The sequence below is a fragment of the Planifilum fulgidum genome, from assembly GCF_900113175.1.
Lineage (GTDB): Bacteria > Bacillota > Bacilli > Thermoactinomycetales > DSM-44946 > Planifilum > Planifilum fulgidum.
In genome coordinates this window covers 1-20543 of record NZ_FOOK01000010.1, presented here as the reverse complement: position 1 = coordinate 20543, position 20543 = coordinate 1, and the positions used below count along the sequence as shown (strand labels likewise).

The following is a 20543-nucleotide window of genomic DNA, read 5'->3' as shown; positions in this document are numbered from 1 at the left end:
TCATATTCTAGGCATTGAGACCCCGCTTGACAATATAAGCGGCCAAGTCGACCACGCGGTTGGAGTATCCCCACTCGTTGTCGTACCAGGCGACCACCTTCACCATGTTTCCGTCCATCACCATCGTGGAAAGCCCGTCGACGATGGAGGACCGGGGATCGCCGTTGAAGTCCTTGGACACCAGCGGCTCGTCGGTGTAGCCGAGGATTCCCTTCAGCTCCCCTTCCGCCGCAAGGCGCAGCGCTTCGTTGACCTCCTCCGCCGTCACTTCCCGATCCAGTTCGGCCACCAGATCGACGACGGAAACGTTGGGGGTGGGAACGCGCATGGCAAAACCGTTCAGTTTCCCCTTCAGCTCCGGCAGCACCTTGGCCACGGCCGCTGCGGCCCCCGTCGTCGTCGGAATGATCGACATCCCGGCGGCCCTGGCGCGGCGCAAATCCTTGTGGGGCAGGTCGAGGATCTGCTGGTCGTTGGTGTAGGAGTGGACCGTGGTCATCAGTCCGCGGCGCACCCCGAATTGCCGGTGAAGGACCTTCACCACCGGCGCCAGGCAGTTGGTGGTGCAGGAGGCGTTGGAAATGATGTGATGGTTGGCGGGATCGTAGCTGTCCTCATTTACTCCCATCACGATGGTCACATCTTCGTCCTTGGCCGGGGCCGAGATGATCACCTTCTTGGCTCCGCCCTGCAAATGCTTGGCCGCATCCTCCCGCTTCCGGAACCGACCCGTCGACTCCACCACCAAATCCACCCCGAGATCTCCCCAGGGAAGATTGGCCGGATCCCGCTCCGCCATCACCTTCACGGTGCGGCCGTTCACCGAAAAGCCTTCGTCGGTCACCTTCACCTCCGCTTCCAGGCGGCCGTGAACCGAGTCGTATTTGAGCAGATGGGCCAGCGTGCCCGCGTCGGTCAGGTCGTTGACCGCCACCACTTCCAGTTCGGGATGATCCATCAGCGCGCGAAACACATTCCGTCCGATCCGACCAAAACCGTTGATGCCGATTTTCGTCTTGGCCATCGCATTCACCCTCCATCCGAAAAGTTTTTTGCAAAGAGACCTCAAGATTCACTGGCCAGAATGGCCCGGGCCGCCCCTTCATCGGTTATCAGTGTGTCCCTGCAGGCGACCGCGCAAAACGCGGCAATCGCGTCCGCCTTGCTGGCTCCTCCGGCCACCGAAATGATCCGCTCCATCCGCTGCAGATCATCCAGCTGAATGCCCACCGTCTTCATCTTGTGGACGATTTCCCCCCGGCGGTTGAAGTAGTATCCGAAGGCCTCGCCCACCGCGTCGGTCTCCCGGAGGTGGCGCAGCAGCTCCGGAGAAGATTTGCGCCGGGCGGCCATTTCCATGGCGCCGCCGATTCCGTGCACCGCGATCCGGGCCGTCTTGAGCAGCTCCAACACCTCGCGGATGTGCGGTTCCCGGATCACCGTGCGGTAAGTCTCTTCGCTCAGCTGGTCGGGAACATGCATGAGGCGGTAACTCCCCCCGGTCTTCTTGGCCATGAGGGAAGCGATATAGTTGGCTTCCAGCTCCACCGCCTCCCCCAAGCCGCCTCGGGCGGGCACGAAGGTGGTCTCCTTCAGCTGCGGACTCGGGGCCATCATCTCGGCCACCGCCGCGACAGTGGTCCCGCCGGCCACCGCCACCACCTGACCGGGACGGGCTTCCTCCCGGAGCAGGCGGGCCCCCGCCCGACCCATCTCCTTTTTCACCCATTCGGACTGATCGGCGTCACCGGTGACGATGATCACGCGCCGCAGCCCCAGGCGGCGCCGAAGCATCTCCTCCAGTTCCGTCAGTCCGAAAAGCTCCTTGATCAGGGGCTCCATTTCCGCAAGCAATTCGGCGCCCTGTTGGGTGACGCGCATGCCCAGGGGGTCGACATGCACCAGCCCCTGCATCCTCAGGAAATCCACCTCCGCCCGCAGGATTCGTTCCGTCGTTCCCATGGCCGCCGCAAGACTCCGTCGTCCCACCGGCTGCATCAGCTGCAGGTGCCGAAGCGTTTCATAACGCTTGCGCATCACCTCCAGCATGTCGGGCAACAATTTTTTTTGCAGATCCAACAGCGACTTCATCATCTCACCTTTTCATATCGGGACAATTCATGTCCCTGTATAACAAAATACGTCCCAACAAGGGCAAAAGAAAAGGAATCGCGGCTCCACTTTCATTGTAGCCGATGGCCCCAGAGCTGACAAGGTGCGGAAAAGCGCCGGTGCCGCTTCCCGGACAAAGGTTCCCCGAATTGTCACAAACCGGATGACGGGGCGATCAACCGTCGTACCTCCGCCGGGCCATCGAGGAGGGAATCCCGAGCTCTTCCCGGTATTTGGCCACGGTCCGGCGGGAGATCCGAATCCCTTCTGCGCGGAGAAGGTCGGCGATCTGTTGATCCGACAGGGGTTTTTGTTTATCTTCCCCCGAAATCCATTCCGAAATGCGCTTTTTCACGCTTTTGGCCGACGCGCCGCCCGAGCTGGAGTCGACGCCGGAAGGGAAGAAATACCGGAAGGAAAAGAGGCCGCGCGGGGTTTGCACGTACTTGTTTTGGGTGGCACGGCTCACGGTGGACTCGTGCATTCCCAGCTCCTCCGCCACTTCCCGCAGGGTGAGCGGTTTCAGGCAGTCCACGCCGTGATCCAAAAAGGCCCGCTGCTTCTCAACGATCACCTGGGTCACCCGGTACAGGGTTTGACGCCGCTGCTCGATCCCCCGGACGAGCCAAACCGCCGACTGAAACCAGTTCCTAAGATAGTCCGCCGCCTGGCGGGCCTGCTCCCCGCCGTCCGCCAGCATGCGCTGATACCGGTCGTTCACGGTGAGACGGGGCAAAAACCCCTCATTGACCAGGACCACGTATTCTCCGTTCACCCGCTCCACGCAGACATCCGGCAACACATAATGGGGTGCGGAGGAGGCATAGGCCATTCCCGGCCGGGGATTCAGGCGCTTCAACCGGTCGATCGCCTCTTGCACACGCCGAATATCACAGCCCAATTGACGGGCGATCTTGCGAATCCGTCCCTCCGCCACGTCGGGAAGGTGGCTTTCGGCGATCCTGAGGGCCACCTCGTCCGGGGGATCCTCCCGCAGCAACTGAAGCCGAAGACACTCCGACAGGGAACGGGCGCCCACCCCCGCCGGTTCCAGGGATTGAAGCACCTTGAGAGCCCGATCAAAGGCCTGCAAGTCCACATTAAAGCGTTTACACAGGGAAGCGGCATCGATCCTCAGATACCCGCTGTCGTCCAGATTTCCGATCAAGTGGAGGCACAGGGTCCGGGTGACGGAGTCCAGCGGCAGGAAGCGAAGCTGGAACTCCAACGCCTCCGCCAGAGACTCCGACGGAGCCGCCAAATTTTCGAAGGAAAACCTTTCCGCCTCCCCATCGGAGACTCCCCGTTCCCTCCTCCCGCCGTCCCGGACGTACGCCATCCATTCCGCCGGATCGGCGTTCAGCAGGGAAATGTCCGCCTCCCCTCCCCCTTCTTCGCCCGATTCGGCAATTTCCAACACCGGATTTTCCGCCAACTGCTCCTGAATATACTGCTCCAAATCCGCCGCGGAGAGCTGGAGCAACTGGATCGCCTGCCGCAGTTCCGGCGTCATCACCAGTTTCATCCGTTGCTCCTGAATCAGACCGTAACTGATTTGCAAGGCCACCTTTCCCACCTCCGCGCGAGTTCGGCATCCGTTCAACCGACATCCGGATTGATTATTCGCTCTTTTTCGACTTGAGGAAAAATCCCGCCGCTGAAATTCCCCGGGATGAAGCCGGGCGGCCATGTCCACATTCTTCGGCGCCGCCGGCCGGAAACCGCGGGTCCGCTGTGCGTTTCATCTTTCATTTTACCACAAAAACCGTCACATTCCCCCGCCGATTCTTCTGAAACGCCTTTTCGCCCCGGCGGACCGTCCACCGATGAACCCCGCCGGCGGAAGCCTCCCCGGAACCCCTTGATGAAAAGGGCGAGGTTGGATAAAATAATACATGGCAGGGGGAATTCTCCCGGCAATAAATTTCCCCTTGCATTTTCTCCCGAGATCCGCTATAATGTTACCCGTCAAAGGTTACGGCATGCGCCTATAGCTCAGGGGATAGAGCGCTGGTCTCCGGAACCAGGTGCCCAGGTTCGAATCCTGGTAGGCGCACCACATTGGAGCAAAGCAGCAGCCGATCGATCGGCTGCCGCTTGTCTTTTTGTTTCATTGAATCTTGACCTTTTTTGATCTTTAGCGATATGATGATAGTGAGGCGATGACAAAGCGGGAAAAAAGCTACCCGATCGACGCCCCGGACGGGGCGGGCGAAGGGCATCCCCTTACGCGCAGGGTTTGTCTCAGCCTCACTTCACCCCAAGGAGGAAGCAACCCATGTCTACACTGATTCCCATCGTCATTGAACAAACCAGTCGCGGCGAACGATCCTACGATATCTACTCCCGTCTTCTCAAGGACCGGATCATTCTCTTGGGCACCCCCATCAACGACCAGGTGGCCAACCTCGTGGTTGCCCAGCTCCTCTTTTTGGCCGCCGAAGATCCGAACAAGGACATCTATCTGTACATCAACTCCCCCGGCGGATCCATCAGCGCGGGCATGGCCATCTACGACACGATGCAACATGTCAAACCCGACGTGCAAACCATCTGCGTCGGTTTGGCCGCTTCCATGGGGGCCTTCCTGCTCTCCGCAGGTGCCAAGGGAAAACGCTTTGCCCTTCCCAACAGCGAAGTGATGATTCACCAGCCCCTGGGCGGGGCGGAGGGACAGGCCACGGACATCGAGATCCGGGCCAAGCGGATCCTTCGGCTGCGGGATCGACTGAACAGGCTGCTGTCCGAACACACCGGCCAGCCGCTGGAAAAAATCGAAAAGGACACGGACCGCGATTATTTCATGACCGCCGAGGAAGCCAAGGAATACGGAATCATCGACAAGGTGCTCGACCATCCCCCGAAGCGCCCGTGATCACCCTGGATGGCGCTCCAAACCCGGCCGTTCACGGCCGGGTTTTCTGATGCCAAAGGTCTTTCTTCCAGGCGTTCATCAAGAATGCCCTCACCCCGTCCCCGCCAGGATGGCGATCGGAAACCGGCCTCCGCCCGAAACGAGGCCCCGATCGGCCTCGGCGGAACGCGGTCGGCCCCGCACCCGGCATGACGGCACAGGCAGAGGAGGTTGTTCAGGGGGAATCCACCGCCGCCCGCCGCGACCATCGCCGGGGCACATAGGCGCATGTCGGATCGCTTTCCAGGGGATCGCCGGTCACGGCGTAGGCACGGGCCCGGGAGCCTCCGCAGACGAAACGGAACTCGCACACCCCGCATTTCCCCTTCAGCCGCTCCGGGTCGCGCAGGGCGACAAAGGTCGGGTGCTTCCGATAGATCTCCGATAGGGAGCGCTCCCGCACGTTCCCGCAGGCGATCGGCAAAAAACCGCTGGGATACACGTCGCCGATGTGGGAAACGAAGGCGAATCCATTGCCGTCGTTGACGGCGCGCGGCGCCCGCAGTTGCCGCTGACGCCCCGCCGCCCACGGGGGAACGTCGGATGCTCCGAAAACTTGGCCTTTTCCCCGCTGCATCACCACCCGGCGGTAGGGGGGAGCCTCCGTCGTCTTGATGTCGAAGGAAACGCGCTCGGAAAGATCGGCCAGCCAGTGGAAAACCCGCTCATGCTCGTCGGCGGTGATCATGTCATCCGCCTTGCCGCGGCCGGTGGGCACGAGGAAAAAAACGCTCCAAAGCACGATGCCCATTCCTTCGAGCAAACGGGCGATGTTGGGCAGATCGGCGAGATTGTACCGGCTGACGGTGGTGTTGATCTGCAGCGGCATCCCCAGTTTGCGCAACATGCCGATGGCGCGCATGGTCAAATCGTAGGACCCGGAGGTGCCGCGGAAAGCGTCATGGATCGCCGCTGTCGATCCGTCGAGACTGAAGGCCCACCGGTCGAGCCCCACCTCCATGGCCCGGCGCATCGCCTTCTCCGTCACCCGCGGAGTGGCGCTGGGCGTGAGCGAAACGATCAGTCCTTGTCCTTTGGCGTATTCGGCCAGCTCAAAGAGGTCCTCCCGCATCAGCGGATCGCCGCCGGTGAAGACCAGCAAGGGAGCGCCCAAATCGCGAATTTCCCGGATCAGGGCTTTCCCCTCTTCCGTCGTCAGCTCGCGGGGATCGCGGCGATATTGCGCCTCCGCCCGGCAGTGAAGGCATTTGAGGGCGCAGGCACGGGTCACTTCCCAAATGACCAAAAAGGGGGATTGCTGAAAATCCATCAACGGCTTCCTCCTTTAAAGGGATAACGGCGCCGCGGCAAGAAAACCCTGTTTGTTCACAACGTAACAAAGTCTTTGGAAATGCGGTATGAAGTTCGTCACACTCTCCCCCGGAGGGTTGGGGTACAATGAAACCAAGCACCTCGCCATGAACGGACATCTGCCCTTCAGCCAAAATCCTTCGACGCCGAGCGTTGCCCCCTGCCCAAATCTGTTTCATCGGGGTGATGGACGTGTCTCAACTGATCCCTCTTCTCCGGAACGTGCCGCTGTTTCGCGACCTTACCGACGAGGAACTGAAGCGGATCGCCGCCATCGCCATCCCGCGCTCCTTTCCGAAAAAAAACCTCATCTTCGCGGAGGGAAGCCCGCGCGAAGCCGTCTACTTCATCGTCGACGGACTCGTCAAGGCCTTCAAGGTGGATGCCAACGGAAACGAACAGATCGTCTCCCTGCTGACGAAGGGGGACATGTTTCCCCACACGGGCTTCTTCGACCAGAGTCCCTACCCCGCCAACGCCGAAACCGTCAAACCCACCCGCGTTTTCGCGATTCCCATTCATTCCTTCGAGCAACTTTTGCTGTCCACGCCCACCATCGCGGTGAAGGTGCTGCGGGTTATGGGGGCGAAAATCCGCGAACTGCAGGAAAAGCTGCAGGAACTCACCTTTCAGGATGTGCGCCACCGCATCTGCTCCATCCTCCTGCGTCTGGCCGAAGCCCACGGAACCGACCGGGACGGGGCGGTGGTGCTTCATCTTCCCGTCACGCACCAGGATCTGGCCGCCATGGCGGGAACCACCCGCGAGAGCGTCAACCGCATGCTCAACGACCTTCGCCGCCGCGGCGTGTTGGAGATGAACCGAAACCTTATCGTTCTCAAGGATGTGGAAGCCCTCAAATCGTGGGCGGACGAGTGGCGAAAAAGGCGATGACGGAAAACGCGAGGAAAAGGACGGAGCCGACGATTTCGATGACTCCCGCCTTGACCGGCCGGATCGCTTTGCCGCCCCACGCAAAGGCCCTGACGGTCGGGAAAGCATAGGGAAGGACAAACCAGGGTTCCAGGAGGGCCGCAAAGATCAAAAGCGACAGGTGGTAACCCTTTGAGGCGTTCAACCAACCCGCGTTCTTGCGCTCCCGAAACACCGACTTGACAAAAAAGACGCTCCCCAAAAAGTACAGGACACACGTCACCGCGACCCAGAGAGTCATGGCGTCCCACGTCCCCGCCCCGACCACATAGGAAGCCGCGCCGCCGACCGAAAAGGCGAGAATGGCGCACAGGTCGTTGATGAAGGAACGCTCGTTGCGCCGGGACGCATACCACCCGTTGACGCAAAACAGCGCGACCAACACGGGCCCCGCCCAGAGCAGCGACGGCTCCGAGACGAGCGGGGGAATCAGAAAAACCATCCCCAGAGCCCAATAAATCAGCGCCCAGCGGACAAAGTCCCGCCGATCTTTCCGCCGCATCAGCGCCAGGCGGAAGGGGTAGGCCGCCAAGTAAAACAACAACCAACCGAAAAACAGCGGGAGATGCATCCACTGGGGCCCACCCACGAACATGCCCAGAAGAAAGGGAACGGATACCATGGCCCATCCGCCGTGTTCCCTCGGAAGAATCGGTTTCATCATAAAACCCCCAGTCCCCAAAATGTGCATTCGCCGTGCCGCAGGGTCCGTTCTGTTTCCCATCGTACCCCAGGACCTGTTCCTTGATCGTGACAAATATCACAGTTTCGCAAAACCTTCATCAAATTTCTCCACGCGCAAAATGCCGGAGAGGAGGGTTCCACATGACCGCTCTGTCCGCCCGTCGGTTTGTCGACTATTTCCAACCGGAGCAGCTGAAGCGGCTGAGTTCCCTGATGACCCCCAAGAGGGTGCAAAGCGGCACCAATCTGTTCCAGGACAAGGAACAGGCCGATTACCTCTACTTCATCCACGAGGGGATCGTCAAGATTTTCAACAACACCGAAAGCGGGGAGGAAATCGCCCTCTCCCTCAAGTACGCCGGCGACATGGTCGGCGACCCCTGCACACTCTCGCCCCCCTTTCAGTGGAGCAACGCCGTCACCTTGACGGATGCGCTCCTCGGCGTCATTCGCAAGGAAGAGCTGGAGGCGCTGATGCTCCGCCACCCCGATTTGGCCCTCCGGTTCATCCAATGGCTCTCCGTCAACCAGCGGATACTGGAAACCAAGGTGCGCGATCTTCTGGTGTACGGCAAAACCGGGGCGCTCGCTTCCACCCTGATCCGCCTCTGCAACACCTGCGGCAGAGAGACCGAGGAGGGCATCCTGATCCCCACGCGGCTGACCAATCAGGATCTCGCCAACTTCATCGGCGCCACCCGGGAAAGCGTCAACCGCATGCTGAGCAGGATGAAAAGGGAAAACATCCTCAGCATGCGGTCCGGCAGGCTGATCATCCACGATTTAAACCGACTCCGAGAGTTTTGCCACTGTGACGGCCGCTGCCCCGGCAACGTGTGCGTCCTCTGACTGCCCCGTCAATGGCAGGCGGCGCACCCCCGGCGGGATGCGCCGCCTGCTTTCGGTCAAATCGCCTGAATCCTCTCCATCAGCTCTTCCTTTTCCGCCTCGGACAGGATGCGCTCCGCCATCGGAAAGAGCACGTTTTCCTCCTTCATAAAATGATCCATTAAAATCCGCACGGCCGCCTCCACCTCGCCGGCGATCCTCCGGGCGTCCCCCGCCCCGGCGGAACCGTCAAGCCGCTCCACTTCGGAGAGGAACGCGGACAGGCGTGCCTTGGCTTGTTCGTGTTCGTACTCCATCACCGCGATGGGTCCCGTCTCCCGTCCGATATATTGGGCCATCATCGGAAAGAGAACCTCTTCCTCCCGCCTTGAGTGGAGATCCAAATCGGCCGTGAAGGAGCGAACCTTTTCCTCCAGGAAGCGCAGGGCCTCCTTCCACCTTCCGCCTCCGGCATCCGCGGCAATCCCCCGCGCCGATTCCGCCAACTCCTCCATCCGCTTCAATAGCGGCGGATGTTCTCCCTTCAACCGTTCCAAACCTGTGCAGAGGGGACCGGAAGCGCCGGCGAACCCCGTCATCCCGCAGCCGGGTCCGATGTCCATCACCCTTCCCTCCTTGTCCGTTTGCCTTTATTTTAGGAAGGAGGCACCTTCAAAAACGTGACGGACATCACACAAATCCGCCGGGTTCGAAAAGGACGGCCCGCCTTTTCTCCGGGAAAAACCGGCACCGCTTGCCCGGTCGTCATGAACGGCTTTCCGCGTCCCTAAATCCCCTGCGCCCCAGCTCCTTTTCCACCAGCCGGCGCACCGTCCCGACGATGTGGTCGATTTCCTCCCTCGTCGCCTCGTCCTGATGAATCCCCATGGCCACGGTAACGGTGCAGTTCAGGGATAAGGCCGCCAGGCGGGCCGTCTCCGCCGCCAACTCCCCCTCCCGGTGCCCCGGAAGGACGTGCGTTTCCACCTTGACTCCGTCGCCTTCCCGATACGCCGTGGCCACCGCTCCGATATGCTCCCGCCCGCCGCTGATCAACAGGGCGAGATCGTCCCCCATCGGCACGGCGCGCAGGCGAATGCGAATCGGGCGAATCGACACCCCCATCACCTCCCGCCCATCCCCCTCCTCTCGGCCTGCCGCCTTCTCCATGGTAAAGGCACCAACAAACCCGCCTGTGAATTGTGTCAAATTGAGGAGCGCATTTGTTGAACAACCAATGTCAAATCCAATCGCCCCAAAACCAAGGAAAGACGGGGGGAAACCGAAGATCCGCACGCCACCCCGAAAACCTGAAACTGCTGTAGCAGATTTTGATCGTCAGCCCACCGTCCGTTTCACCGCCCTCCTTGTCGAGGGATGGCGGGGTTATGAATCGGTGGCCGTCCGCCCGGCGAAGAACCGAAAAGCGGTCATTCCTCCGCCTTGCCTGCGGACCGCGCCTTTCCCTCGATCCAGAACGAACGGCACGCCGACAACTTGGACGGGCGCGATGACGGGGTCTTCCCTTCCAACGGCTTCACCACCGCCTGCAAGCCGTAGGCGGGGAAAAAACGCGTTTTGCTTAAGTAAGTTCCCTCATCGTCGGGACTTTGACGGCGTGCATCCGGATGGAACCCCCGAAAAGGGGCATGCAAACCGTCCCGCTGCCGGCAAAGCGGCTTCGGAGTTTTCCGTCAAAGAGGCGGGAATCTGTCCTTCCCGATCCACCTTCCATCGCGCCGAAAAGGTGCGGTCGCCCTCCTGTCCGGATAACCTCCCAGAAGCCGCCGGCTCCTGCAAACTTTGCGGCGAATCCCCCTTCGCCCTCGGATTTTTTCACAAACGAAAAAAATCCGTTTTTTCTCAGCCAAAGGATTTCACCGTTGTTTCACAAAAACCCAGTCACTTTCTAAAATCTACAGATCCCCCATTTCCCGCGGCAATGCGGCAGAATAAAATTCTCGAAAACGGAAGCTTTTCTATTTTAACGCTTTACAGCAAGATCACGATAAATATTCTGTATTTATTGTTGATTTTTACTTGACGCTATATTAAAATGATTATTGGAATTTGATTCTGATATTTATAGATTTCCATCCCGACACCCATCAAACAACCGATAATCCAACCTCTTGCTCTTGATTCGCTTTCACCGTCTCTCCCGTCGATTCCACGCACCAACAGTCCCCCTGCCAGCCCGCCCCGCCATCCCTTCAGGAAACGACAGCGCGGTCCCGCCAGGATCCCCATCCGTCGCAGGAAAACCATGCGCCTTCCGGTCATTCCCCCTCCGGGGTGAATGATAAACCCCACTCTTCAGAGGAGGTCATGCCCCATGAAGCGACTGTTGGCGATCGTCGCCTCGCTGGTGCTGGCTGTCGTCCTGATTCAGCCCCAAGCCGCAGGCGCCGAATCGGCCGTTCAGGCGGACAAGCCCGATTACGCCCCCGACCAGGTAATTGTCAAGTTCAAAAAGGGCACATCTGCCAGCGCGATGAAAACCGTGCACCAGGGTGAAGAGGCAAAGCTCCTCTCCCGCAACACGAAGCTCGGCTTCGACGTCGTGAAGGTCGAAGGCAAATCCGTGGAGCAAGCGGTCAAGGAATACGAGAAGAATCCCAACGTCGAGTATGCGGAGCCCAACTATATCTACAGGATCCAGTGGATCCCCAACGACACCTATTTCTCCAGCCAGCAGTGGGGACCCCAGAAGGTCCAAGCGCCCGCCGCATGGGATGTCACCAGGAGCAGCAGCGACACCTGGATCGCCATCATCGACACGGGAGTTCAATATGACCATCCCGACTTGGCCGGAAAAGTCGTCCGGGGTTACGACTTTGTGGATGACGACTGGGATCCCTATGACGGCAACGGACACGGAACGCACTGCGCCGGAATCGCCGCCGCCGTCACCAACAACGGCCGGGGGATTGCCGGCATGGCCCCCAACGCCACCATCTATGCCGTTCGGGTGTTGAACAACAGCGGATCCGGCACCCTGGATGATGTGGCCAACGGGATCATCCACGCCGCCGACAGCGGCGCCGACGTGATCAGCCTCAGTCTGGGCGCTTCGGTCGGTGCCACCACCCTGAAAAACGCCGTGGACTACGCATGGAACAAGGGGGTTGTGGTGGTGGCCGCCGCCGGTAACAACGGCACGTCTCTTCCCACGTACCCGGCGTACTACAGCAACGCCATCGCCGTGGCCGCCACCGACAGCAACGACAACAAGGCGTCCTTCTCAAACTACGGCAGCAGCTGGGTGGATGTCGCCGCTCCGGGGGTGAACATCGTCTCCACCTACAGGGGCAGCAGCTATGCCAGCCTGTCCGGCACCTCGATGGCAACGCCCCACGTGGCGGGACTGGCCGGGCTTCTGGACGCCCAGGGACGCAGCGCATCGCAAATCCGGGCGGCCATCGAAAACACCGCCGATCGGATTTCCGGAACGGGAACCTATTGGAGCAAAGGGCGGATCAACGCCTACAAGGCGGTCAACTATTGATGTCGCTGAAAACAAAGCGGAGGGCGGAAATCTGCCGCCCTCCGCTCATTTTTCCCAGCCGATCGTTCACGCGCTTTGGCGCAACACCTGCTCAATGATCTCCCGTTCAATTTCCTCGTTCAAACGGTTTACTTGGCCATGGAGCAAAAACAGGTCGATTAAAACCCAGAACCCGACAATGAAGAGAAACACGAACCCAACCAAAAAGATCGCGGTCACAACCCCGAGGAGGAAGAGCACCAGTTGAGTGACGGCCGTGCCCGTCTTTCTGACATAAAACCGGTGCGCACCGAAATATCCCAGAAAAATGGCCAATAAGTATGCGACCGCCATCGACTTCATCTTGTGTTCCATCTCACTCTGAACCATCGACAACTGGTGTTGGTTCAACTGCTGTTTCAGCGCCAAATTAGACATTTACATTCCTCCTATAAATTAAGATCAATTCGCATGTTTTCCAGATCATTATAGATAAGAAACTTGATCAATGACAAGTAAAATCTAAAAATGAATAACTTTTTCCGCTGTTCTCCCTTCAGATCCCGGAACCGCCCCGGGCGAAGCTCCGCCACATCAGAAGGATCCCCGCCAGGAGCATCAGGCCGGCCAGGAGGAGCCCTTCCAGACGGAAGGGAAGTTGCGGCGCTTCGATCCATTCCGCCAAACCCATCATAAACAGGAGGAGCTCATTCAGCAAAAATCCGGCATAAAAGACGGAAATCCCATGCACGGCCTGTTTGTCCGCCTCCCAGATTCCCGCCATGATGTATTGGATCAGGATGAAAAAGCTGACAAATCCCAGCAGCGTGAGATGCAGATAACCGATCACCACGCTCCGGGTGTCGTAGACGAGGTCGGTCAATCCCGGCAAGAGGAGACCCAGCTCCAGGGCGCTTTTGACCAAGAGCGCAAGCATCGTCAAAAGGAGACCGGCGTTGACCGGACCGGGACACTTCCTTCGGAGATGGCGCCAGCTTCCCCTGAAGGACCGGAAAAGGAGGAGCACGGCGACAAACTGGACCACGCCCGCGGCGACGGCCAGCCCCTCCACGAATTTCCCCGGCTCCATCCACAGGATGGAATGAAAATACCCCGGAAACAATGCGATGACATACATCCAGAAGGCGGCCTTCGTTCCCCCGGCGTCAAAGGGAACCGCTTTTCTCCGAAGCCATAGGACGAACATCCCGATCAAAAACAGCAGAAGCCACCCGTTGTATTGGAAGTGCAAATAAAAATAGATGGCCATGTCGTACCAGGGCGTCTCCTTCATTCCGCGGGCGGCGATAAAGGCGAGGGAAAAGGGGCCGGCGGAAGAGAGGAGGAGGAAAGCCAAGGAACCCTTGATAAACGTCCCCCCGATTTCGGAGAAGGCGGGGTTTTCTCTGACGGTCCGGTAAAAGATGAAGGCCGCCCAATACTCCGCAAAAATGTGCAAAGTGGATACGGCGATGGACAGCGGTCCGTAACCCTGATACAAAAAGGCGAACAACATCGCCAGGGAAATCCCGGCCATCGCCGAAGCCGCCAGGATGGCCTGCTTTTTATGGCGAATGCGCTCCCAGAAGAAGTGCAGAAAAAGCACAAAGCAGCCCATAAAGGCCCAGCCCAGAAGGGCGAAGTGGGAATGGGCGTGGAGCACGTGGGAATAAGGGATGGAGGTCCCGGGGGCAAAGGGGTAATAGCGCATCCAAGCCCCGGTTAAAGCCACCAGCGAAAAAAACAGGAAGGAAACATGGACAAAAAATCTCAGCATATAATACGCCCTCCTCCCCTTCATCCTTTTTCCATCGTGCTCCCTCAAGGGAAAAAAGATCAACCCCCAAAGAAAAAACGCCACAAAATATTAAAAAAAAGATTGGCGCCGAAGAGGCGCACAAATCTAAAGGGCTCCCGCCGATATGCGCTTGTCCCGCCTCTACATTCGGCAATAGAGGCGGAATTTCTCCGAGCACTTCGCCCGGATGTGCTCGTTGAGAAAGGGATAGTGAAAATCGTTGTTGCTGATGCGGACAACCACTTCGCAACTGTCTTCCTTCTGTTCGATGTTGACGATTTTCACGCCCGTGGAACCCAATTTGCTCCGGACTTCCTGCAGCTGCTGATTCACTTTGTCCAGCGCGCGCAGGTACATCAGGTGAATGGGTTCGCGCATGAGCAGGTTCACTTCGGACAATGCCGCGATGTCGTGCCGGATCGCTTTCTTGAGAGTCTCCATCGAAACCAGATCCTCGATCCAATCCATGATCTCTGCATAGGAGTTGATGGCATTTCTCGCCACTTCCGGCTCTCCTCCAACTCTTAGACCTCTTCCTTGTTGACCATTTCCGCGAGTGCTTCAACCGCTTTTTCGGCGTCGGGGCCGTCGGCGGAAATGACGATTTCCGTTCCCTTCGCCACGGCGAGGCTCATGATCCCCATGATGCTCTTGGCATTCACCTTTTTGTCTCCCTTTTGGACGAAAATTTCCGAAGCGTACTTGTTCGCCTCCTGGACGAACAGGGCGGCCGGACGGGCATGAAGACCGGTTTGCAATTTGACGACAACGCGCTTTTCCACCATTTCATTTTCCTCCTCTTTGGGTGCTTGCAAAATGTTATGTGAACCCGGTTGAAGTGGCCGGGACGGTTAACCTTCCGTGTGGCGGCGCAGCTGCCTGGCGATTTCGTCCAGCTTCCGCAGCCGGTGATTGACCGCCGATTTGCTCACTTTTCCGCTGGGCAACATCTGTCCCAATTCCGTCAGGGTGATCTCGGGATGCTTCAGCCGCACCTCGGCGATCTCCCGCAACCGGGCGGGCAGTTGGTCCAGACCCAGCTCCCGGTCGATCAATCGGATGTTCTCAATCTGGCGCATCGCCGCCTGAATCGTCTTGTTCAGGTTGGCCGTTTCGCAGTTGACGAGCCGGTTGACCGAATTGCGCATGTCCTTCATGATCCGGACGTCTTCAAATTGGAGAAGGGATTGATGCGCCCCGATGATGCTGAGAAATTCGCCGATCTTGTCCCCTTCCTTGACATAGATCACGTATCCCTTCTTCCGCTCGATCACCTTGGCGTGAAGGTGAAACCGGTTCATCAGCCGGCAGATGGCCTCGGCGTGATCCTGATAGGTGGTGACAATCTCCAGGTGATAGGAGCCGCTGTCGGGATTGTTCACGGATCCGCTGGCCATGAACGCCCCGCGCAGATAGGAGCGGCGGCAGCAGAGGGACTTGATCAGTTCGGGGTCGATGCCCTCGGTCTGCGTCAGCCTTTCCCCCTCCTGCAGGATCTTCAGATCGAGCAGCACCCGCTTGGCATCCGCGGTGAGGCGGTTGAAGTACACATTGTTCTTCTTCAGGCGAACCTTTTTGCGGACGAAAACCTCCGGGTGAACTCCGTACAATCGCTTGATCAGGGTGAAGATGTGACGGGCGATGGCGGCGTTTTCCGTGGACACATCCAACACGATGGAGCGGCGGTGAAGCGAAATCGTTCCGTTGATCCGCACCAGGGCGGAAAGCTCCGCCCTCTGGCAGCAAGGGGGGGCTTCAACCCGGGCCAGCTCGTTTTTCGTTTGGGCGGCAAAGGAAGACATGGGGGCACCTCTTCTCTATCCGCTGCAGCGGCGGCGTTTCCTGTCCCGCACCTGTTCGAGGATGTGGCGGCAAAGGCGGTCCGCATCGTGACGCAGGTAGGAATCGCGACCGTACAGCAAAAGATTGTCGGCGATGACGTGACATCCCAATTTCTGGAGGCGATCGACATCCGGCAGAACGGTTTCCGCCCCTTTCGCGGCGTATTTTCGCCGGATCGACGGCGGCGGCACCGCATTGTTGACGATCACCGTGTCAAAAAAGCGGTCCCCGACGTGATCGTAGATCGCCCGGACGTGATCCGAGGCGGTGAAACCGTCGGTTTCCCCCGGTTGGGTCATCACGTTGCAGATGTAGAGCTTGACGGCCGAAGATGCCCGTATCGCCTCGGCCATCCCCCTCACCAGCAGATTGGGCAAAATGCTGGTGTAAAGGCTTCCCGGGCCGATAACGATGGCGTCCGCCCCGGCGATGGCGTCGAGGGCGTCGTCGTGGGGATCGGGTTGGGGCGGATGAAGAAAGACGCGACGGATTTTTTTCCCCGATTTGGGGATCTGCGATTCGCCGCGGATGATGGTGCCGTCGGTCATCTCGGCCAGGAGGACCACGTCCTGGGAACTGGCCGGCAAAACCTGTCCCCGGACGGCCAGCACGCGGCTCATCTCCTCGATGGCCTGGGTGAAATCGCCGGTTATCTCCTTCAGTGCGGCCAACATCAGGTTGCCCAGCGCGTGACCCGCCAGCCCGTCCCCGTTGGTGAACCGGTGTTGCAGGACCTGCTCCAACAGGGGTTCCGTGTCCGCCAGAGCGATGAGCACATTGCGCACATCACCGGGAGGGGGCATTTGCATATCGTTGCGGAGGCGACCGGAACTTCCCCCATCGTCCGCCACCGTCACGACGGCGGTGATATCGACGGGGGCCTTCTTCAGCCCGCGCAACAAAACCGGCAGCCCCGTCCCTCCGCCGATCGCCACGATATGAGGACGGCGGGATTCCCCCCTCGGGTATTCTTTCATCCTCGACACCTCATTTACGCATCCTTATCGATGTCCCGATGCGCGACCCGACAGCTTTCCCTTTCGCTGAAAACCCGGGAAAGATGCTCCGCGATGGCCACCGAACGGTGTTTTCCCCCCGTGCACCCGATCCCCACCACCAGCTGGGTTTTTCCTTCCCGATGATAATGGGGAAGGAGGAAAGACAAAAGATCCGTCAACTTGTCGATGAATTGCTTGGTTTGTTCCCATTTCATCACGTACTCGTACACATCCGAATCCTTTCCGGTGTGCGGGCGAAGGGATTTCACATAGTGGGGATTGGGAAGAAAACGGACGTCGAAGACCAGATCCACGTCGATGGGAACCCCGTATTTGAATCCGAAGGAAAGGAACGTGACCGTCATCCTCTCCCGTCCCGACTGGCCGAACCGGGCGGCCAGTTTTTCCTTCAGCTGGTTCGGTTTCAGATGGCTGGTGTCGATGATGTGATGGGCCCGTCCTTTGATCTCCTCGAGCAATTTCCGTTCCTGCAAGATCCCGTCCAGGGGCGTTCCGTCCCGGGACAAAGGATGGCGGCGGCGGGTCTCCTTGTACCGCCGCACCAGGACCTGGTCGCTGGCTTCCAGGAAAAGGATCTGGTAATGAATCCCGTGGTGCTTCTCCAAGGTGTCCAGCGACTCAAACAGGGAAGAAAAAAATTCCCGGCCCCTGAGATCGATCACCAACGCGGCTTTCCGCAGCTTTCCCTTCGACTGCTCCAAAAGCTCCACAAACTTGGGCAGCAGAATGGGCGGCAGGTTGTCGATGCAAAAAAACCCGAGATCCTCCAGGCTCTGCACGGCCACGGTTTTGCCCGCGCCCGACATGCCCGTGATCACGACCAGATTGATGCCTTTCCCCGCGTCCACTCCACCACCCCCTTCTTCCTCCGCTTCTTTTTATTATATGTTTCAATCGCCCCTGCGAGCAACGAGACCGGCCGCTCCGATCACCCCTGCATCGTTTCCCAACTGGGCGGGAACGATGGACACGCCCTCGGCCGCGGAGGGCAGCGCGTGCTTCTTGTACGCCTCCCGAAGGGGGCGGAACAGGGAGTCCCCGGCCCGGGCCACGCCTCCGCCGATGATGAAGCGGGCCGGATTGAGGACGACGGAAAGGGTGGCCATCGCCCTTGCCAGGGCATCGGTCGCCCGCTCGACCACTTCCCGGGCGACGGAATCCCCCGCCTCCATTTCCCGGAACACATCCCGGGAAGAGAGGGTGCCCGCCCGCGCCGCTTCGGCCAGGGCGGTCTTCCGGCCGGAGGCCACCATTTCCTTTGCCATGCGGACGATGCCGGTGGCGGAGGCGATGGTCTCCAGGCAGCCCCGCTGGCCGCATCCGCAGGGGGCGCCGCCTTCCTCCATCCGGATGTGCCCGATCTCCCCGGCGGCGCCGCCGACGCCATGCACCAGACGGCCGCCGGCAATCACACCGCCTCCCACTCCCGTTCCCAGCGTGATGCAGACCAGATCGGAAACCCCCGCCCCCGCGCCGCTCCAGGCTTCACCGAGGGCGGCGACATTGGCGTCATTGTCGATCATCACGGGCCGCTCCCAGGCTTTTTCCAACAGGTCCCGGATCGGAACGTTCTCCCAGGGCAGATTGGTCAACCGCTTGACAACCCCCCGGGGAATGTCCAGAAAACCGGGCAGGCCCACCCCGACGCCGGCAATCTGGTCCCAGGAGGCGCCCGCCGCCTCCGCCGCTTCCCGGGCGCAGGAGGTGATGCGGCGGATCACCGCCTCCGTTCCCTCCTCGGCCCGCGTGGGCCGTTCCGTCTTGTACAACAGCTTCCCCGCCGGGTCCACCACACCGACCTTGATATTGGTTCCGCCGAGATCCACACCGATGTAACGTTTTTCCATTCCCCTCGATCCCCCGTATTGATGGACTTTTTCCCCTTTATACGTCACGGGACATTTTTGGTCAAGGTTGGACATCTTTTGTCCCTGGAAAGATATTCAACGCGCGCACCACTTCTCCTCCGGCGAAGGCGGCATACCGCCCCACCGATGCCCCGGGGCGATCCGTCCCGGAAAACGCCCCGCCGTCGGTAGCTTAAGCCGGATCAGCCAGTCGGGCGGCCTGCCCCGCTTCTTCGGACGGGCGCGATTCAACGGGGAGGTTTCCTCCTCAAACCCGCCCTTCTCTTAACCGGCGGTCATCCCCCGCCTGCTGCGCGGTATCCTTTGTCAAATGCGGCCTCTTTCCGTCCTGCTCTTTGCCTTTGACTCTCGGTTTAATCATACCATCTTCAGCGGAAAGGGACAATTTAAGCTTTTTTGTCGAAGGTTGTATTATCACAAAACCTCCACATCATCTCCCGCCGAACAAAAATTGAAAAGAGGCCCGGCATCCCCCGCGGCTCAAGTTGACCGGCTTATCCGGCCCAACGCGAAGAATGAGAGCGTGACACCCTCTTATTGCCATTTCCCGATATTCCCGTTACTGGTTTTCTTCACATGGAAGCTGCCCCGGATGCATGCCAACAAAATCAACCGCCCATTTTTCCATCGCCTTCCCTTCGGGAAGCGGCCCCGCGTCAACACCGATCCCTGATGCAGCGGCGTATTGGACAGACGCCCTGATTTACACAGGCCACTTCCGGATGGGTTGTCTTCGTCATGGACCGGGTATCCCCCTTGTCAGATGGTTGACGCCGTGACCTTCGTGTCTTCCAAACAGCCGGTATTGCGAATCGGAAGGGGTCTGCGCGGTGAGCGATGGGGAAAATGACGTATATGAGCCGAACCGCTGGGTTTGCGATGCTGAAACCGATCCTCCGGACAGTCGTCCCTTCCTGGACTCGGAGCGCGAAATCTTCAAACGCAGAACCCCTTCTTCCCGCTCCAATTTTCTAAACCTGCGCCAAGCCACCCAAAGGATTTAGAAACCAACCGGGACACAGACAACCCGTGTGCATCGGGAACTCGTCGGCGAAAACAGGAATCGGCGGGGAGAGAGGCTGTCCCCGGCTGAAACCGCTTTGTCCGGTACATAGGGCGCCGATCCAGAGGACCGGGACGGCAGGACGGCCACCCGCTCCGCCCTGCAATCGCCGGGCACAGGTATGGTTCCCGCCGCCCTCATCTGCGGAAGTTTTGAGATTTTCCTTGAAATTCTCCGGGCGCTCAAAGAAGCAAACACCATGTGCCCGGGAATGTATCCCGAACAGCCGCTGCATGCCTCAGGCGGCCGATCCGGAACCTCCATGGCCGCCCGCATCATTCTGCCCCTCCTGCAATCGGTGGACGGGAACGCAATCCAGGTTCTTGCCCTTTCCCGAAACAAAGAAGCACCGACCTTCCGGTCGGTGAGATTGATGACAAACCCCCTGGCTCTTTTCGCAAGAAAAGCGCCAGGGGTTGCATGTTTATGGGGAATAAACAGATAAAGGAAATTAGATTTGGTAAATTAGGCGGATCACAAAGCCTTTTCCTCTCTTCGAGAGGAGCAAGGCCATTTTTTTGATGTTTTGAGCCACGGCAATAAGGAGGCATTGCTCTCTGACTTTGGCAAGCCCCCTGTAGCGTGCATAACGAAGCCCATGAAGTTCTTTGGCGTCAGCGAAGCTGCGCTCAATGGTCTGACTCCGTCGTTTATACAGTTGTTTGCCCCTTTCACTTAAACGGT

Annotated in this window: 21 protein-coding genes and 1 tRNA gene; 6 read left to right on the top strand and 16 right to left on the bottom strand. The window is 59.2% G+C overall.

Annotated features, from left to right (window positions below; translation table 11 throughout):
- Positions 1 to 7: 7 nt before the first annotated feature.
- The 3 genes from BM063_RS07460 to rpoN all read right to left on the bottom strand — a co-directional run bounded on the left by BM063_RS07460 (position 8) and on the right by rpoN (position 3679).
- Complete coding sequence (locus BM063_RS07460; protein WP_092037480.1) at positions 8 to 1024, bottom strand: ArsJ-associated glyceraldehyde-3-phosphate dehydrogenase; 1017 nt, start codon at positions 1022 to 1024, stop codon at positions 8 to 10.
- A 41-nt stretch (positions 1025 to 1065) separates the two neighbouring features.
- Complete coding sequence (locus BM063_RS07455) at positions 1066 to 2091, bottom strand: sugar-binding transcriptional regulator (RefSeq protein WP_092037478.1); 1026 nt, start codon at positions 2089 to 2091, stop codon at positions 1066 to 1068.
- Positions 2092 to 2287: 196 nt separating this feature from the next.
- Positions 2288 to 3679: an RNA polymerase factor sigma-54 gene (gene rpoN, locus BM063_RS07450; protein WP_245752152.1), complete on the bottom strand. Its 1392-nt coding sequence runs from the start codon at positions 3677 to 3679 to the stop codon at positions 2288 to 2290.
- Positions 3680 to 4096: 417 nt separating this feature from the next.
- Here rpoN and BM063_RS07445 point away from each other — a divergent pair.
- Both BM063_RS07445 and clpP read left to right on the top strand, forming a co-directional pair.
- A tRNA-Arg gene (locus BM063_RS07445) sits at positions 4097 to 4171 on the top strand.
- A gap of 219 nt (positions 4172 to 4390) precedes the next feature.
- Positions 4391 to 4987, top strand: coding sequence for an ATP-dependent Clp endopeptidase proteolytic subunit ClpP (clpP, locus tag BM063_RS07440; RefSeq protein ID WP_092037476.1), 597 nt, complete (start codon positions 4391 to 4393; stop codon positions 4985 to 4987).
- A gap of 214 nt (positions 4988 to 5201) precedes the next feature.
- Here clpP and BM063_RS07435 read toward each other — a convergent pair whose 3' ends face one another.
- Complete coding sequence (locus BM063_RS07435; protein ID WP_092037474.1) at positions 5202 to 6299, bottom strand: TIGR04053 family radical SAM/SPASM domain-containing protein; 1098 nt, start codon at positions 6297 to 6299, stop codon at positions 5202 to 5204.
- Between the two features lie 224 nt (positions 6300 to 6523).
- Between BM063_RS07435 and BM063_RS07430 the strand changes: the two genes are divergently transcribed.
- The gene (locus BM063_RS07430; protein ID WP_092037472.1) at positions 6524 to 7231 is read left to right on the top strand and encodes a Crp/Fnr family transcriptional regulator; all 708 of its coding nucleotides are present in this window, start codon (positions 6524 to 6526) and stop codon (positions 7229 to 7231) included.
- Here BM063_RS07430 and BM063_RS07425 read toward each other — a convergent pair.
- Positions 7194 to 7931: a YwiC-like family protein gene (locus BM063_RS07425; RefSeq protein WP_245752148.1), complete on the bottom strand. Its 738-nt coding sequence runs from the start codon at positions 7929 to 7931 to the stop codon at positions 7194 to 7196. The genes BM063_RS07430 and BM063_RS07425 overlap by 38 nt on opposite strands.
- 164 nt (positions 7932 to 8095) lie before the next feature.
- On the opposite strand from BM063_RS07425, the gene BM063_RS07420 reads away from it, so the two are divergent.
- Positions 8096 to 8803, top strand: a complete 708-nt coding sequence (locus BM063_RS07420; RefSeq protein ID WP_092037468.1) for a Crp/Fnr family transcriptional regulator — start codon at positions 8096 to 8098, stop codon at positions 8801 to 8803.
- A 56-nt stretch (positions 8804 to 8859) separates the two neighbouring features.
- Here BM063_RS07420 and BM063_RS07415 read toward each other — a convergent pair whose 3' ends face one another.
- Together BM063_RS07415 and lpdD are read right to left on the bottom strand one after the other, a co-directional pair.
- Complete coding sequence (locus BM063_RS07415; RefSeq protein WP_245752147.1) at positions 8860 to 9405, bottom strand: hemerythrin domain-containing protein; 546 nt, start codon at positions 9403 to 9405, stop codon at positions 8860 to 8862.
- Between the two features lie 142 nt (positions 9406 to 9547).
- The gene (gene lpdD, locus BM063_RS07410; protein WP_177199041.1) at positions 9548 to 9901 is read right to left on the bottom strand and encodes a prenylated flavin chaperone LpdD; all 354 of its coding nucleotides are present in this window, start codon (positions 9899 to 9901) and stop codon (positions 9548 to 9550) included.
- A gap of 277 nt (positions 9902 to 10178) precedes the next feature.
- Here lpdD and BM063_RS17230 point away from each other — a divergent pair, with 277 nt between their 5' ends.
- Both BM063_RS17230 and BM063_RS07400 read left to right on the top strand, forming a co-directional pair.
- Positions 10179 to 10826, top strand: a complete 648-nt coding sequence (locus tag BM063_RS17230) for a hypothetical protein (RefSeq protein WP_143085270.1) — start codon at positions 10179 to 10181, stop codon at positions 10824 to 10826.
- A 291-nt stretch (positions 10827 to 11117) separates the two neighbouring features.
- The gene (locus tag BM063_RS07400) at positions 11118 to 12290 is read left to right on the top strand and encodes a S8 family peptidase (protein ID WP_092037465.1); all 1173 of its coding nucleotides are present in this window, start codon (positions 11118 to 11120) and stop codon (positions 12288 to 12290) included.
- Positions 12291 to 12356: 66 nt separating this feature from the next.
- On the opposite strand, the gene BM063_RS07395 is transcribed toward BM063_RS07400, so the two are convergent.
- From BM063_RS07395 to BM063_RS07350, 9 genes are all read right to left on the bottom strand, one after another.
- Positions 12357 to 12707, bottom strand: coding sequence for a TM2 domain-containing protein (locus BM063_RS07395; protein WP_218154423.1), 351 nt, complete (start codon positions 12705 to 12707; stop codon positions 12357 to 12359).
- Between the two features lie 118 nt (positions 12708 to 12825).
- Positions 12826 to 14046: a hypothetical protein gene (locus tag BM063_RS07390; protein WP_092037463.1), complete on the bottom strand. Its 1221-nt coding sequence runs from the start codon at positions 14044 to 14046 to the stop codon at positions 12826 to 12828.
- Between the two features lie 162 nt (positions 14047 to 14208).
- Complete coding sequence (locus BM063_RS07385) at positions 14209 to 14571, bottom strand: YhjD family protein (RefSeq protein ID WP_092037461.1); 363 nt, start codon at positions 14569 to 14571, stop codon at positions 14209 to 14211.
- 20 nt (positions 14572 to 14591) lie between these two features.
- Positions 14592 to 14852 (bottom strand): HPr family phosphocarrier protein, encoded by a 261-nt coding sequence (locus BM063_RS07380; protein ID WP_092037459.1) that lies wholly within the window; start codon positions 14850 to 14852, stop codon positions 14592 to 14594.
- 66 nt (positions 14853 to 14918) lie between these two features.
- A complete protein-coding gene (gene whiA / locus BM063_RS07375) occupies positions 14919 to 15869 on the bottom strand; it encodes a DNA-binding protein WhiA (RefSeq protein WP_092037457.1) in 951 nt (316 codons plus the stop codon).
- Between the two features lie 15 nt (positions 15870 to 15884).
- Positions 15885 to 16886: a gluconeogenesis factor YvcK family protein gene (locus BM063_RS07370; RefSeq protein ID WP_092037455.1), complete on the bottom strand. Its 1002-nt coding sequence runs from the start codon at positions 16884 to 16886 to the stop codon at positions 15885 to 15887.
- Between the two features lie 14 nt (positions 16887 to 16900).
- Positions 16901 to 17776, bottom strand: coding sequence for an RNase adapter RapZ (gene rapZ, locus BM063_RS07365; RefSeq protein WP_281246688.1), 876 nt, complete (start codon positions 17774 to 17776; stop codon positions 16901 to 16903).
- A gap of 42 nt (positions 17777 to 17818) precedes the next feature.
- A complete protein-coding gene (locus BM063_RS07360) occupies positions 17819 to 18775 on the bottom strand; it encodes an ROK family glucokinase (protein WP_092037601.1) in 957 nt (318 codons plus the stop codon).
- 1535 nt (positions 18776 to 20310) lie between these two features.
- Positions 20311 to 20543 (bottom strand): transposase (locus tag BM063_RS07350; RefSeq protein ID WP_177199040.1); only part of this gene is annotated, 233 nt, incomplete at its 5' end.